The organism is Candidatus Sororendozoicomonas aggregata (assembly GCF_031528575.1).
GTDB classification, from domain to species: domain Bacteria; phylum Pseudomonadota; class Gammaproteobacteria; order Pseudomonadales; family Endozoicomonadaceae; genus Endonucleibacter; species Endonucleibacter aggregata.
This window is the reverse complement of the sequence record NZ_JAVLSP010000024.1, coordinates 1-13,548: the sequence shown is the minus strand read 5'-3', so window position 1 is coordinate 13,548 and position 13,548 is coordinate 1. Positions and strand designations below refer to the sequence as shown.

Below are 13,548 nucleotides of genomic sequence, written 5' to 3'. Positions count from 1 at the left end.
AATTACAGTCTCTTTTTATACCTTGCCAATAATGTCTTTTAATAAGGTATAAATCTTGTTCTGCGTATTAGACATAGCGTCATAGTTTTGATTGTATGTGGTCAAGGCACTTTGCAGTAAAACTGTCTGCAACTGATTACTTCCTGTCAAATTGTCCCGAACCAGGGTTAATTCCGATTTCAAGGTGTTCCAGGCTTGCGTTGTCATGGGTTCAGGCAAGTCAATATCAATGTTGAGCTGCCCCCGGATAAAGGCTTCTTGCTCAGCCGTTAATATGCCATTTCCAGTTCCATAATTATTTTCATTGCCAACCCCTAACCAGAGTTCATGAACACCAGTGTTTTCCAAATAGACATCCCCATCATTATGATTACTGTCAGCATTCCCATTTAAAACGGGACCCGCTGTTGAAGGCGCTCCATCAATACCATTAATGGTTAGCGCCTGATTCCCTCTGGTAATGACCAGGCTGGATATACCATTGTTACCGTTTGGAATCAGCGTAATTTTTGTTGAATCATCCAGGACAAGTGTCGTATTACCTGATGTGCTGACACTGATATCGCCAACAGACGCTGTTTCTCCTGCTGGTATTCGCTGTAGATTTCCTGCCTGATAGGTTAATGTATTCCCATCTTTATCTTTCAAACTGAATTGGTTATTGCCGTCAATAGCAAGGTTATAGCCATTACTCAGTACTACTGTTTTTGGGTTTGTAGCGGGTGCAAAATCCGTTTGCCAGGTTGTTGCGACGTAATTATCGGAGTTATAAATGACACGATTGGCTTCTGCCATTAACTTATTAATTTCTTCGAGGTAAGCGTTTGACTGTTCAATTTCTCTAACCAGATACCGAACATTTTCATCCAGTACATTGCCTCGCTGAAGATAGGCATCAGAGGAGTAATCCATCATGCTTTTGTTTGGATCAAGGGCCGGATCGAATACTATGTTCCCTGTGGGTATATCAATGTTACCGTAGCTCATCGATTTATTTCTCCATCTAAAAGATTTTTGTACAGCGCCTTAAACCACTTGATTGCCGACTGCGCGGTCTGTTTTTCAGCAGTTTTCTAGCCTCCCGCATGTCTTTTTTGACCCGTTCTGCTAGCTGATGTTGGCTATTAGTAAACGCGGCTTTCCAAAGATCCAGCGCTTCTTTTTCCTTATCAGGCAAACGCTGCTGACTCAGAAACACTTTTACCTGTTCCCCCGTTACTCCTGCTTGATTAAAAAAAGCCTCCTGTTGTTCCAGCGCCTCATACGCCTGTTCAAGCACTGACTTCGCTGCTCTTTGCACATAGCCACTGCTTTTTAGCAGCTTATCTTTATTGATTTTTTTTATTGTCTGAGCCACGGTCTATTACCCTGTGTATGGAATATCCAAACAATGATCGACTGATAACAGCAAATATTTAGCTTCATAGAAAGAGTTTAGGGGGGGTATGACAAAAATCAGCCATAAAGCACCATCCCCAATTCAGGATCATTCGCGCAAAGACAGGCATGAGGGATTGTTGGTATTTTCTGAAACCCAGCCCTAAGAAGCAGTCTTAAAAGTCACGCTCCTACTGCGGCTACGATAAATAGGTCTAAAAAGTCGCTTTTGTTCGTCAAATAGTCCCGCTATTCTCCTCACAAAAGCGACTTTTTATCCGCCATTTCTCGCGGTCCTCGCTACGGGCAGACTTTTAAGACTGCTTCTAAGGAGCCTGTCGGACTTAAGGCAATTTCGGTCTGAAATCCAGAAAGAGCGGCCATATTTTCCGATGAATTTGCTTAAATAGATCAACTATTCGCACAAATTCATCGAAAAACCTGACTCGCTCTACTGAATTTCATGCTCGAAAGTTTAAGCCCGACAGGCTCCTAAGCACTTGTAATCATTCCATAAGATCCTTATAACTTGCTCAGCGACCATACTCTGCAACAGGAATGAAAATGATGGATATAGCAACGGTAGAAACCGTCAGTACGCAAGTGTTAATCTCAGCCCTGGTGCTGTTTATGGGGTTTATCGTGTACGATCTGGCTAAAAAATCAAAGGCCGGAAAACTGGGCACAATGATCCTCTTTGGCGCCCTCTGTCTGGGCGTGCTGGGCTTTTTAATCAAAATCGTGATTTACGAAGTGATAATATGAGTATGAGGCAAATGACGCGCCCTCGCAGGTTACGTGGCAAAGGGGGCTCCCCAAAAAAAATCGCCCCCAAAAAAATCGAAGATACGCTGCTTATTGCCTTCAATAAACCCTTTAATGTGTTAACACAATTCACTGACACCGAGTCCCGCCAGACCCTGAAAGACTTTATTCCGGTCAAAAACATCTATCCTGCCGGACGCCTCGACCGTGACAGTGAAGGCTTACTACTACTGACCAATAACGGAAAGCTGCAGCATTGCATTGCCTCGCCCGAGAAAAAAATGGCAAAAACGTATTGGGCGCAAGTGGAAGGCATTCCCAATGAGCGTGCCATCAGGCAATTACAAGAAGGGATTGCCCTGAAAGACGGTATCACCCGGCCAGCCAAAGTGCGCCTTATTTCAGCACCGGCTGTCTGGCCTCGAATACCCCCCGTCAGAGAACGCAAGTCCATTCCAGACAGTTGGCTGGAACTTACCGTTTATGAAGGAAAAAACCGTCAGGTGAGGCGGATGACCGCCGCTATCAGTCACCCAACCCTTCGTCTGATTCGCATCAGCATCGGGCCATGGTCACTTGATTGCTTAAGCCCGGGACAGTGGCGTACCCTTAATACCCAAGTAGCCTGTCGGAATTAAGGCAATTTCGGCCTGAAATCCAGAAAGAGCGGCCATATTTTCCGATGAATTTGCTTAAATAGGTCAACTATTCGCACAAATCCATCGAAAAATCTGACTCGCTCTACTGAGTTTTATGCTCGAAAGCTTAGAAGCGGTCTTAAAAGTCTGCCCGTAGCGAGGACTGCGAGAAATGGCGGATAAAAAGTCGCTTTTGTAGGGAGAATAGCGGGACTATTTGACGAATAAAAGCGACTTTTTAGACCCATTTATCGTAGCCGCAGTAGGAGCATGACTTTTAAGACTGCTTCTAAGCCTGACAGGCTCCAAGGGCTTAAGACGGCTCTTTGAACGTCAGTCGTAGCTCACCAGACGCTGTCGATACGCTGACCGCGCGCCCTGCAATGCTTTTCAGCAAGGCGGACGCGTCATTCAAAGGAATAATGGCCAGCGTTGCCAACGCTTTTGTGATGGCTTTTCTTAGCTGCTCAATAATAAGCGTTTCAAACATGACTATATCTATCTTAAGGTGCGCTTCTTGCAGTTGAATATTTTGAAAGAAAAAGGCCTGCTCTTTGCTGTCGTACATGAGATCAGCAACACCTGTTAGCTGTATGGGCAAGCGCTTTTTCACAGCGTTTCCCATAAAATCCACATCAATGAGGCCTGCTATGGAAAATCCCAGGGGCTGTCCGTCGTCACGAACAGTCACCTGGGGAGTTTTGATGTACAGTTGAGCGCCAACCCAAGGAGCAATACTCAGCGGCAAAATGCGCGGTGATAAAAAATTGTCATCAATCAGGGTTTGTAGCTGACGCTGGCTCAAGCTCTGTGTTGTTTTTTCCGCACACCCCTGGAGTAAAAGGGGTATCACCAGCGCTCCTATTATTAGCGCTGCGCTACCAGCGTTGCCACACAAGGGGAACAATCCAGTAAAAAAACGGCTGTTCTGTGAAAACCTCAACACCATTAGCTCACCTGCTGGTTATCAGTCACACGTGGCCGGGATACGTATTTCAACCCGAAATCCCGGATTCGCATTGCTCGCGACAATGACGCCCTTATGTAATGCCACAGCGCCCCGCGCAATGGCCATGCCAAGGCCAGTGCCATTATTCTCTTTACCACGCGTCTCGTCCACTCTGAAAAAAGGGTCAAACAAGTGCTCAAGGGTTTCTTCCGGCACACCAGGTCCATAGTCTCTAACACAGATAATAACCTCCGAATTTACCCGTGACAAAGACACCTCAATACTGGTGTCTTGAGGGGTAAAACGAATGGCATTACGAATGATGTTTTCAACCGCGCTGGACATAAAGTCCCGAACCGCACGAATACTGATGTCTGACTCATCCACCAGGATAACCGCTTTATTAAAAGCCTGGGCTTCAAAGTCTCCATCATCAACCAGTTGTTTGACCAGTTTGCTCAAGTTGAACATTTCCCAAGCCTGGTCAGCCACGCCATGTTGCATCCGTGAATAACGAATAATTTGACCGATCAGCTGATCCAGTCGTTCTATTTCACGTTCAATTCGGTCATGCTCGGAAATAGCGTCAGGCGTTTTTCGTCGAGCCAGCGCCAATGATAACTGTAGCCGCGTCAGGGGGGAGCGTAATTCATGGGAGACATCCCGGAGCAACCGCTCTTTACTTCTCAGTAATGACTCCAACTGCTCGGCCATGACATCAAAATCCAGCCCCAGCTCGCCCAGTTCATCATTTCTTCGAGTCACCTTCCTGCCAACCCTGGCCGTTAAATCCCCCGAGGCCAGTTTGCGGGAAGCACTTTGTAGTTGTCTGATAGGTCCTACCAGATAGCGCGACAAAATCAGGCACAGTAAGAAACTTACGCTGAGCGCCATCAGCACTAACTGCCACTCACTGTCGAGCACGGAACGAATTCGCCAATGGACAAGGCGAGGCATTTCTTTAGTCAGGTACAGTTGATACGGCGAATCGTTCAGTATTACTTGACTGGGGCCAACCACTAAAAAGCCCCCTTTAAAGACAATGGCCGGCATTTTGTTGTGCCGTGTCGTCTCGTAAGCGCTTAATAAACCGTCTGAGATTAGCGTATCACCAAGAACATTACCTTGCTTGTCAAACAGGTAATAATTGCTGCCGGGATAACTCGGCAGAGAAAAGGTAACAGACCACTGAGCCAGGCTTTCCATTTTGCCCGCCGCCAGCTCAAGTTCCCTGAACAGAGCCCGTCGTTCAGACAGGAAGTCAGACGGGTCCATAGTAGCGGCAAAGGTGATAAACAATGCCACTAGCATGGCAACCATGGTTAGCCAGAACCACAGAAAAATTTTCCAGAACAGGCTTCGCAAGTGCCAGCTAACCAAACGTTTACGAGTAGGACTCATGTTGATTTCCTAAGGGCGGATATAAAAGTAGCCAGCCCCTCGGACAGTTTTGATTCGTTGCTGTCCATCTTTTCGAGTGCCAATTTTTTTTCGGACATTACTCACATGCATATCAATAGCTCTGTCGTAAGGTGTCAGACGGCGATTCAGGGCAATTTGTGTCAAATCATCCCTTGAGATCAACTCTCCGGCTTTTTCAATCAGTGAGCGTAATACCTGAAACTCTGTCGCGGTTAACTCCAGAGGCTCACCGTCAATAGCTGCTTCCCGGTTAGACAGGTTCAGGCTGATATCATCGAGCTGCAAAAATTTGGCAGCGGCATCCTGAGGTGAGGGGCGACCCCGGCGCAAAATAGCTTTGATACGTGCTACCAGCTCGCGATGATTATACGGTTTTGGTAAATAGTCATCAGCGCCAAACTCAAGACCTATGACCCGATCTACGTCATCGCCTCTGGCAGTCAGCATCAGTACAGGGATATCTGACTCCAGCCGGATTTTTTTCAGCACATCAAAGCCGTTGAGCTTGGGGAGCGTTACATCCAGCAGAACCAGTGCGTAATCACCTGACAGCGCGGCATCAACACCAGACTCGCCATCGTGCACCGCACTCAGGTGAAATCCTTCCGTACCAAGGAACTCAACCAGCAAGTCACATAATTCAATATCATCATCAATCAATAGCAGCCTGATATTTTCACTCATCATTGGTTTACCTGATTCCAGAAAAAATTACCCAAAAGCACGCACAATGGATCATGGGGACGCCTTATGACGACAACTTCGATACTCGCACGGTTCAGATCAATTGCCGAGCAGCCAGAGCAGAGCGCTGTTCGTTTCCCAGCTAAACGGCGAAATGGACTGTTGCGGGCATCGCTACCCTATGTCAAGTTGACGCCATCAGGATAGATGGTATTACCATTATCAGCAGGTCAAGATGACCAGAACATTTCTCATAAGATTAGCAGGACTTAAGCTAATACTCAGTTCCAGGCGGACTCAACGGGCCTGAAACAAAGTGCCTGCTTGTTTTTTCATGGTAAACAGGATCGTATCCACTGAGTGCACGCACCCCGTAAACCTCGTGTAAACCCAGAGTTTAAGCGTATAAAAAGTCATTAGCTTTCTTCAGCGCTGCATCAGGAGTGAATAAAAGCCAGTGGATCAGCACCATTAATGCACAATAGTGCTATTAACAAAATATACAACTCTCTATAATCCAGCTCTTTATCTGTACCCTTTTGAAGAATACGGAGTTCTTAGAAGCAGTCTTAAAAGTCTGCCCGTAGCGAGGACCGCGAGAAATGGCGGATAAAAAGTCGCTTTTGTGAGGAGAATAGCGGGACTATTTGACGAACAAAAGCGGCTTTTTAGCCCCATTTATCGTAGCCGCAGTAGGAGCATGACTTTTAAGACGGCTTCTTATAGCTCACTAACTGTTTTTTTGCTGGACTCCTGACCGTCCTAACTCCACACTTTGTTCAATTTTTACAGATAGCTGTCTGAATTCTTCCTACGGAGGTATCGATGAACTCGATAGTCAAACGCTTTAAACACAGAAACTGGTTAGTAACAAGTTTTTTTATAACATCAACACTGATCCTGGCAGGATGTAGCGAGGAGAAAAAACACGCCAAAATGCCACCACCGGGTGTTTCCGTTATCAAAGTGACCAATCAGGAGGTCAGCAATACCCATGAGTTTGTTGCCCGGACAAAAGCGGCCAGACAGGTTGACTTGCGAACCCGTGTAGAGGGCTTCCTCGATAAGCGTGATTTCATTGAAGGCGAACTGGTTGACGAAGGCAAGCTATTGTTCGAAATTGACCAAAAGCCTTATCTTGTCTCCCTCAATAAAGCTGAGGCAGATCTCGCCAGTAAAGAAGCGACGCTGGTAAAAGCACAAAAAGATCTTGACCGCAGCCAGGATCTGTTTAAAAAAGGCCATATCAGTCAAGCTGACCTGGACACGAAAGTCAGTGAAAAAGACCGGGCAGCCGCTGCTGTTGACGCCGCGAAAGCCACCGTTGAAACGGCAAAACTGAACCTGAGCTATACAAAAATTACAGCACCGTTTACCGGAAAAATTGGTAAAGCCCGGTACAGTGTCGGCAATCTCGTGTCCCCTACCAGTGAACCACTGGCAACGTTGACCAGCGTTGACCCGATCTATGTCAACTTTCAGGTTAATGATCAGGAACTGTTGAATTACCGCATGCAGGAAAAGCAGGGGGACCCGGCAGATGCGCTTAAGCTCACCCTGGAATTACCCAACGGTGCCACTTACAATGAGCCAGGCACTTTTAACTTTGCTGATACCAGTGTTGATGAAACCACAGGAACGCTCAATGTCAGGGCGTCTTTCCCTAACCCAGAAGGTATTTTATACCCGGGTCTTTACGTTACCCTGATTGCAGAGTCCAAGGATAAGGAGCTAAAGCCCGTTATCCCTCAGTTTGCGGTCCAGGAGAACCAGAGCGGACGATTTGTTCTGGTCGTTAATGACAAGAATGAGGTTGAGATTCGTCAAGTCACCATGGGCCAACGTATTGGCCCTATGTGGGCAGTCAATAGCGGCCTTAAGTCCGGAGAAAAAATTATCGTCGATGGCTTACAGAAAGTGAAAACAAATGCCCCCGTTACCCCCACTGTCGTGACCATCAACCCTGAAACAGGCACTATTGTGGAGCCTCCGGCTTCCAATAAAGGGGCATAAAATGATCAGTGAATTTTTTATTAATCGACCCAAGTTTGCCTTTGTCGTATCCATTGTCATCACACTGCTCGGTATTATTGCCATATTTACTCTGCCGGTGGCCCAGTACCCTGATATTACGCCCGCGCAGGTAACAGTCTCGGCAACCTATCCCGGTGCTGATGCGGAAACTGTTGAGCAGGCCGTCATTCGCCCCATTGAAAAGCAAATCAACGGGGTAGAGAATATGCTCTCCATCAGCTCCCAAGCGGGCAGTGATGGCACTGCGTCAATCACGGTGACCTTTGAGTCTGGCAGTGACTCAGATATAGCGCAAGTGAACGTGCAAAACCGGGTAGCCATTGCTGAGCCCTCTTTGCCAGAAGAGGTGCGTCGACTGGGTATCACGGTGCAAAAACAATCATCCAACATGTTGCTTGGTGTCAACCTGACCTCCAGCGACCCAACGATGGATGGTGTTTATCTCAGTAACTACGCCACCAATAACCTGGTAGAACCTCTCAGTCGAATCAATGGCGTGGCAAAAGCGCAGGTTATGAGTGACAAAACGTATAGTATGCGCGTCTGGCTGAACCCTGACCGGATGGCTTCGCTGGATATCACTACCTCTGACATCTCAAACGCCATTAACGAGCAAAACACCATTGTCGCTGCCGGCAAACTGGGTCAGAGTCCTAATGAACCCGATCAGCAGTTTGAGTATACCATCAAGACACAAGGGCGCCTGCAAGAGCCAGAACAATTTGCCAATATTATTATCCGCGCGAAACCGGACGGTTCTATTGTTCGCCTCAAAGATGTCGCCCGTGTTGAAATGGGTTCTGCCAATTACAGCGGTAATGCTCAGCTCGATAATAAAGACACCGCCTTTTTGGTGTTGTATCAACAGTCTGATGCCAATGCCCTTGAGATTGCCAAAGAAGTCAGAACGGTCATGGACTCGTTGGCCAAGAACTTTCCAGCGGGAATAAGCTATGGTATCCCGTTCGACACCACCAAGTTCATTGATGAGTCCATCAAGGAGGTCGTCTTAACCCTGCTGCAAGCGGTATTTCTGGTTATTCTGGTAGTATTTCTGTTCCTTCAGGACTGGCGGGCAACACTGATACCATCCATTGCCATCCCCGTTTCCCTGATCGGCACCTTTGCGGTAATGAGCGTATTGGGGTACTCAATCAATACGATTACGCTATTTGGGTTAGTACTGGCCATTGGCGTGGTGGTCGATGACGCGATTGTTGTTATTGAAAATGTTGAGCGTCTGATTAATAAAGAAGGTATGGCGCCTAAAGCGGCCACCGTCCGAGCCATGAAAGAGGTGACCGGGCCGATCATCGCGACAACACTGGTATTGCTCGCCGTGTTTGTCCCCGTCGGTTTTATGCCGGGTATTACGGGTGGACTTTATTCTCAGTTTGCCGTGGCGATTTCTGTTGCTGTACTGATTTCATCAGTGAACGCCTTAACGTTGAGTCCCGCGCTGTGTGCTGTACTGCTCAAAAAAGAAAAAATGGGGCATGTAAAATGGTTGGCGCCCGTTGACCGCGCCATCAAAAAAGCCACCGGTGGTTATAAGCATTGGGTGACGGCATTGGTTCGACGGTCAGTGCTGGGTATAGGCTTACTGGGCGTACTGCTGGCAAGCACAGGTTGGATGTTCTCATCAACACCCACCGGATTTGTCCCTCAAGAAGACCAGGGTTTTTTTGTGGTTGACCTTCAGCTTCCTGATGCGGCTTCTATTAACCGCACAGAAGTCACCCTGGAGAAAGTCGTCAACCTGATGAAGTCAGAACCCGGCGTTAAAAACGTCATTTCGGTCTCAGGCTTTAGCTTGATGAGTGGCGCCAACTCAAACAGTGGCTTTGCCATCGCTATCCTGGATGACTGGGCGAAACGACCCGGAAAAGCGCTGCACCAGTCCATGATACTGCGTAAAATACAAATGAAGCTGTTCACTATGCCCGACGCGCAGGCTATGGCCTTTGCCTTCCCGTCCATTCCAGGGTTAGGGTCTTCCTCCGGGTTTGATTTCCGTCTGCAAGATACACAGGGTCGTTCACCACAAGAGCTAGCCCAGGTGCTTAATGGTCTGGTTATAGCTGCTAACCAGCGCCCGGAGATTGGTCGGGCATTCAGCACCTGGCGGGCAAACATCCCTCAGTATTACCTGGAAGTTGACCGGAACAAAGCGAAAACACTGGGTATCCCCCTTGCTGAAATCTTTAACACCCTGCAAACCCAGCTAGGTTCGCTGTATGTCAATGATTTCAATAAATTTGGCCGCACCTATAAGGTAACGCTGATGGCAGAAAGCGAGTTTAGAACCAGTCCCGCTGATTTAAGCCATTTCTATGTGCGCAACAACAACAACCAAATGGTGCCGCTAACAACGGTAGCCAGCTTGACACCCACCCTTGGGCCAAGCAGTATCGACCACTATAACCTGCACCGCTCTGCTACTATCAGCGGACAGGCTGCCAGTGGCTTCAGCTCAGGAGATACGATCAGCGCCATGGAAGCACTGGCGAGCAAACTGCCCGATGGCTATACCTTTGCCTGGTCCGGCCAATCACAACAGGAAATTGAAGCAGGAGGTCTCGCGCCAATACTGTTTGGACTGGCTCTTATTTTTGTTTACCTGTTCCTGGTCGCGCAATATGAAAGCTGGAATATGCCACTGGCGATTCTGACGGCTGTGCCTGTTGCCAGTTTTGGCGCATTTGCTGGTCTGAATCTGGCCAGGCAGCTGATTCCCAGTATTGCCAATGATATTTACGCGCAGATCGGCATTGTGCTTCTCATAGGTATTGCGGCAAAAACAGCCATATTGATTGTGGAGTTTGCCATGGAGCAGCGCGCCCAGGGCAAAAGCATTTTTGATGCTGCCTGTGATGCTGCCGAGTTGCGCTTCCGTGCGGTATTAATGACAGCGTTCTCGTTCATTTTGGGGGTACTGCCCTTGGTAATGGCCAGTGGCGCAGGTGCTGCCAGTCGACGTGTCATCGGTATCACGGTCATGTCAGGCATGATTGCCGCGACCATTTTGGGCACGTTGCTGGTTCCTGTCTTTTATTATCTTCTGCAAAAAATGCGGGAATCTTTTAACAAAGACGCGGCAATACGGTAATAAAAAACTGCCAGTATTATCTACTGGCAGGGTTGAACGTTCTGAAACGAAGCGCTAGGAGCCTGACCGAGAATAGACTACCCTACCGCGGTCGCGATAAATTGGTCTAAAAATTTCTCGCAATCCTCGCTAAGGGCGCTATTCTCGGTCAGGCTCCTAGCCCGGAGGCCATTGCATGGCACGGCCTCCGAGTAAGTGCAGGTGGATATGATAAACAGACTGCCCGCCATTGCGGTTACAGTTCATTACTACCCGATAGCCCTCCTCAGCAATGCCCAGTTCTTCAGCCAGACGACTGGCCCTTACCATGATTTTTCCCAATAGTAGCTGGTCTTGCCCAGACACATCATTTAGCGTGCTGGTATGTTTTTTTGGAATAATCAGAACATGTGTGGGCGCAGCCGGGTTAATATCGTTAAATGCCAATACATCGTCATCTTCGCAAACCTTGTCAGTGGGAATCTCACCCGTCACCATCTTACAAAACAGGCAGCTCATTGATTACTCTCCCTCCTCTCCCTTGCTGGTTTCTATTCTACGCTCCCAGAACAGCGTGGCAGACACCACGGCTGCCGGCATAATGACTAAATTCACAAACGGTATCAGCATCACGAGGCTGACCGTCGCGCCCAGTGTCCAGGACTGAGGGTTATGTTGTTTAAGGCGCGCCATCATGGTATTAAAGGAAACCTGGCGGTTATCGGCTGGATAATCACAGTATTGCAATGCCATCATCCAGCCGTTAAACAAAAACCACAGCACTGGACATATCAGGTTGATGACGGGAATGAAAGACAGCACGATCAGGGCTATGGCCCTTGGCAGGTAGTAACAGAGCTTTCTGAACTCACGCGCCATGCTTTTAGGTACCATGGCAAGCCAGTCCTTTAGCTGCATTTCTGGCAATCGCGCGCCTTCTCGCTGCTGGATTTTTTCCGACAAAATAGCATTAAACGGCGCGGCAATAAAATTGCCCACCACCGTGAACGTGAAAAAAACCATGAGTACGGCACCGATGGCAAACAGGGGAATCAGCAGGTACTCCAGAAAGCTTAACCAGCCCGGTAATCCGGCCACAATGGACGCCTGCCACCCGGAAAATTGGGAGACAGCCCAGTAAGCCAGGCCAGCGAATACCACGACATTGATTAAAATTGGCCAAAGCACAAACCAGCGCAGGGCTGGCTCGAAAATAGTTCGTAGCCCCATTGCGAAAAAACCGGGGCCTGTCAGGTCAGGGGTATTATTGTTCATTACCGTTAATGCTTGTTGCCAGATAAAAAACAATAGTCTATTGGATTTGAAACACTATAGAAATCGACTATTTCTTTATCATCAATTCCAATTTCCCCTATTCCGCTGTTATCGCTATTATTATCGCAATTTTAGCCCTTTTCAGGAGTTTTCTCGATGGGTGATAGTAAGCATGCGCAAGTGTTAATTCTGGGGTCGGGTCCTGCCGGCTATACGGCTGCTATTTATGCGGCGCGCGCTAATCTGAAGCCAGTGATGGTCACTGGCATGCAAAAAGGGGGGCAGCTGACCACCACGACCGATGTGGAAAATTGGCCAGCGGGTAAAGCAGGCTTGCAGGGGCCTGCTCTGATGGAGCAGATGCAGGAACATGCCGAGCGCTTTGAGACAGAAATTATCTTTGATCATATTGAAGACGTTGATCTGAGTAAGCGCCCTTTCACCCTCAAGGGGGCCAACACCTTTACGTGTGACGCCCTGATTATTACCACCGGCGCAAGCGCCCGTTATCTGGGACTGGAGAGCGAGGAAGCGTTTAAGGGCAGGGGCGTGTCGGCCTGTGCGACGTGTGACGGTTTCTTCTATCGTAATCGTCATGTGGCTGTTGTTGGCGGTGGTAATACAGCCGTTGAGGAAGCATTGTATCTGGCCAACATTGCTGAAAAGGTAACACTGATTCACCGTCGGCAAACATTCCGTGCAGAGAAAATGCTGCAGGACAAACTGATGGAAAAGGTCAAAAACGGCAATATCTCATTGGTATTGGACAGCGAAGTGGACGAAGTTCTCGGTGATGAATTAGGGGTTACCGGCTTGCGTATAAAAAACAAAAATACCCAGGAAAAGACCGACCTTGATGTTACCGGTGTCTTTATTGCCATAGGTCACGCCCCTAACACGGGTATCTTTGAAGGTAAGCTCGATATGAAAGACGGTTATATTACCGTTAACAGTGGTCTTACGGGCAATGCCACTCAAACATCTGTTGAGGGAGTATTTGCCGCGGGTGATGTGATGGACAATGTTTACCGCCAGGCTGTCACTTCCGCAGGTACCGGCTGCATGGCGGCACTGGATGCGGAGAAGTATATCGATAATTTAAGCCCTTAATGTCAAACCCTGTGGTGGATGGACAAAAATCATCCATCAACCCGGTATGTGTAAGCGTCAACACCTTGTCGTGGGCCACTTGTGATTTTCGATGGTCTATTCTGTGGACTAGGAGCCTGACCGAGAATAGCGCCCGTAGCGAGGATTACGAGAAATTGAGGATAAAAATTTCTGCTTCTGAGGATAATAGTGGGGCTATTTGACGA

At 48.0% G+C, this 13,548-nt stretch carries 12 protein-coding genes; 5 read left to right on the top strand and 7 right to left on the bottom strand.

Annotated features, from left to right (window positions below; genetic code table 11):
- Window positions 1-15 precede the first annotated feature (15 nt).
- Window positions 16-987: a hypothetical protein gene (locus V4C51_RS06740; RefSeq protein ID WP_330925378.1), complete on the bottom strand. Its 972-nt coding sequence runs from the start codon at window positions 985-987 to the stop codon at window positions 16-18.
- A 16-nt stretch (window positions 988-1,003) separates the two neighbouring features.
- A complete protein-coding gene (locus V4C51_RS06735; RefSeq protein WP_330925377.1) occupies window positions 1,004-1,357 on the bottom strand; it encodes a hypothetical protein in 354 nt (117 codons plus the stop codon).
- Between the two features lie 584 nt (window positions 1,358-1,941).
- On the opposite strand from V4C51_RS06735, the gene V4C51_RS06730 reads away from it, so the two are divergent.
- Window positions 1,942-2,142, top strand: coding sequence for a DUF2788 domain-containing protein (locus V4C51_RS06730; protein ID WP_330925376.1), 201 nt, complete (start codon window positions 1,942-1,944; stop codon window positions 2,140-2,142).
- On the top strand, window positions 2,139-2,780 hold the full coding sequence (locus V4C51_RS06725) for a pseudouridine synthase (RefSeq protein ID WP_420797637.1): 642 nt from the start codon (window positions 2,139-2,141) through the stop codon (window positions 2,778-2,780). Before V4C51_RS06730 ends, V4C51_RS06725 begins: the two co-directional genes overlap by 4 nt.
- Before the next feature lie 313 nt (window positions 2,781-3,093).
- Here V4C51_RS06725 and V4C51_RS06720 read toward each other — a convergent pair whose 3' ends face one another.
- Genes V4C51_RS06720 through V4C51_RS06710 form a run of 3 tightly spaced genes read right to left on the bottom strand, consistent with a single transcriptional unit; the run spans window position 3,094 to window position 5,838 of the window.
- Window positions 3,094-3,729 (bottom strand): hypothetical protein, encoded by a 636-nt coding sequence (locus tag V4C51_RS06720; protein WP_330925375.1) that lies wholly within the window; start codon window positions 3,727-3,729, stop codon window positions 3,094-3,096.
- Between the two features lie 18 nt (window positions 3,730-3,747).
- Window positions 3,748-5,130, bottom strand: coding sequence for an ATP-binding protein (locus V4C51_RS06715; RefSeq protein ID WP_330925374.1), 1,383 nt, complete (start codon window positions 5,128-5,130; stop codon window positions 3,748-3,750).
- Window positions 5,131-5,139: 9 nt separating this feature from the next.
- Complete coding sequence (locus tag V4C51_RS06710) at window positions 5,140-5,838, bottom strand: response regulator (protein ID WP_420797636.1); 699 nt, start codon at window positions 5,836-5,838, stop codon at window positions 5,140-5,142.
- Window positions 5,839-6,660: 822 nt separating this feature from the next.
- Between V4C51_RS06710 and V4C51_RS06705 the strand changes: the two genes are divergently transcribed.
- Together V4C51_RS06705 and V4C51_RS06700 are read left to right on the top strand one after the other, a co-directional pair.
- Window positions 6,661-7,848: an efflux RND transporter periplasmic adaptor subunit gene (locus tag V4C51_RS06705; RefSeq protein ID WP_330925373.1), complete on the top strand. Its 1,188-nt coding sequence runs from the start codon at window positions 6,661-6,663 to the stop codon at window positions 7,846-7,848.
- A 1-nt stretch (window position 7,849) separates the two neighbouring features.
- Window positions 7,850-10,978, top strand: a complete 3,129-nt coding sequence (locus tag V4C51_RS06700) for an efflux RND transporter permease subunit (RefSeq protein ID WP_330925372.1) — start codon at window positions 7,850-7,852, stop codon at window positions 10,976-10,978.
- 156 nt (window positions 10,979-11,134) lie between these two features.
- On the opposite strand, the gene V4C51_RS06695 is transcribed toward V4C51_RS06700, so the two are convergent.
- Window positions 11,135-11,476: a histidine triad nucleotide-binding protein gene (locus V4C51_RS06695; protein WP_330925371.1), complete on the bottom strand. Its 342-nt coding sequence runs from the start codon at window positions 11,474-11,476 to the stop codon at window positions 11,135-11,137.
- A gap of 3 nt (window positions 11,477-11,479) precedes the next feature.
- The gene (gene cysZ / locus V4C51_RS06690) at window positions 11,480-12,232 is read right to left on the bottom strand and encodes a sulfate transporter CysZ (RefSeq protein WP_330925370.1); all 753 of its coding nucleotides are present in this window, start codon (window positions 12,230-12,232) and stop codon (window positions 11,480-11,482) included.
- 156 nt (window positions 12,233-12,388) lie between these two features.
- On the opposite strand from cysZ, the gene trxB reads away from it, so the two are divergent.
- Window positions 12,389-13,342, top strand: coding sequence for a thioredoxin-disulfide reductase (trxB, locus tag V4C51_RS06685; protein WP_330925369.1), 954 nt, complete (start codon window positions 12,389-12,391; stop codon window positions 13,340-13,342).
- Window positions 13,343-13,548: the final 206 nt, after the last annotated feature.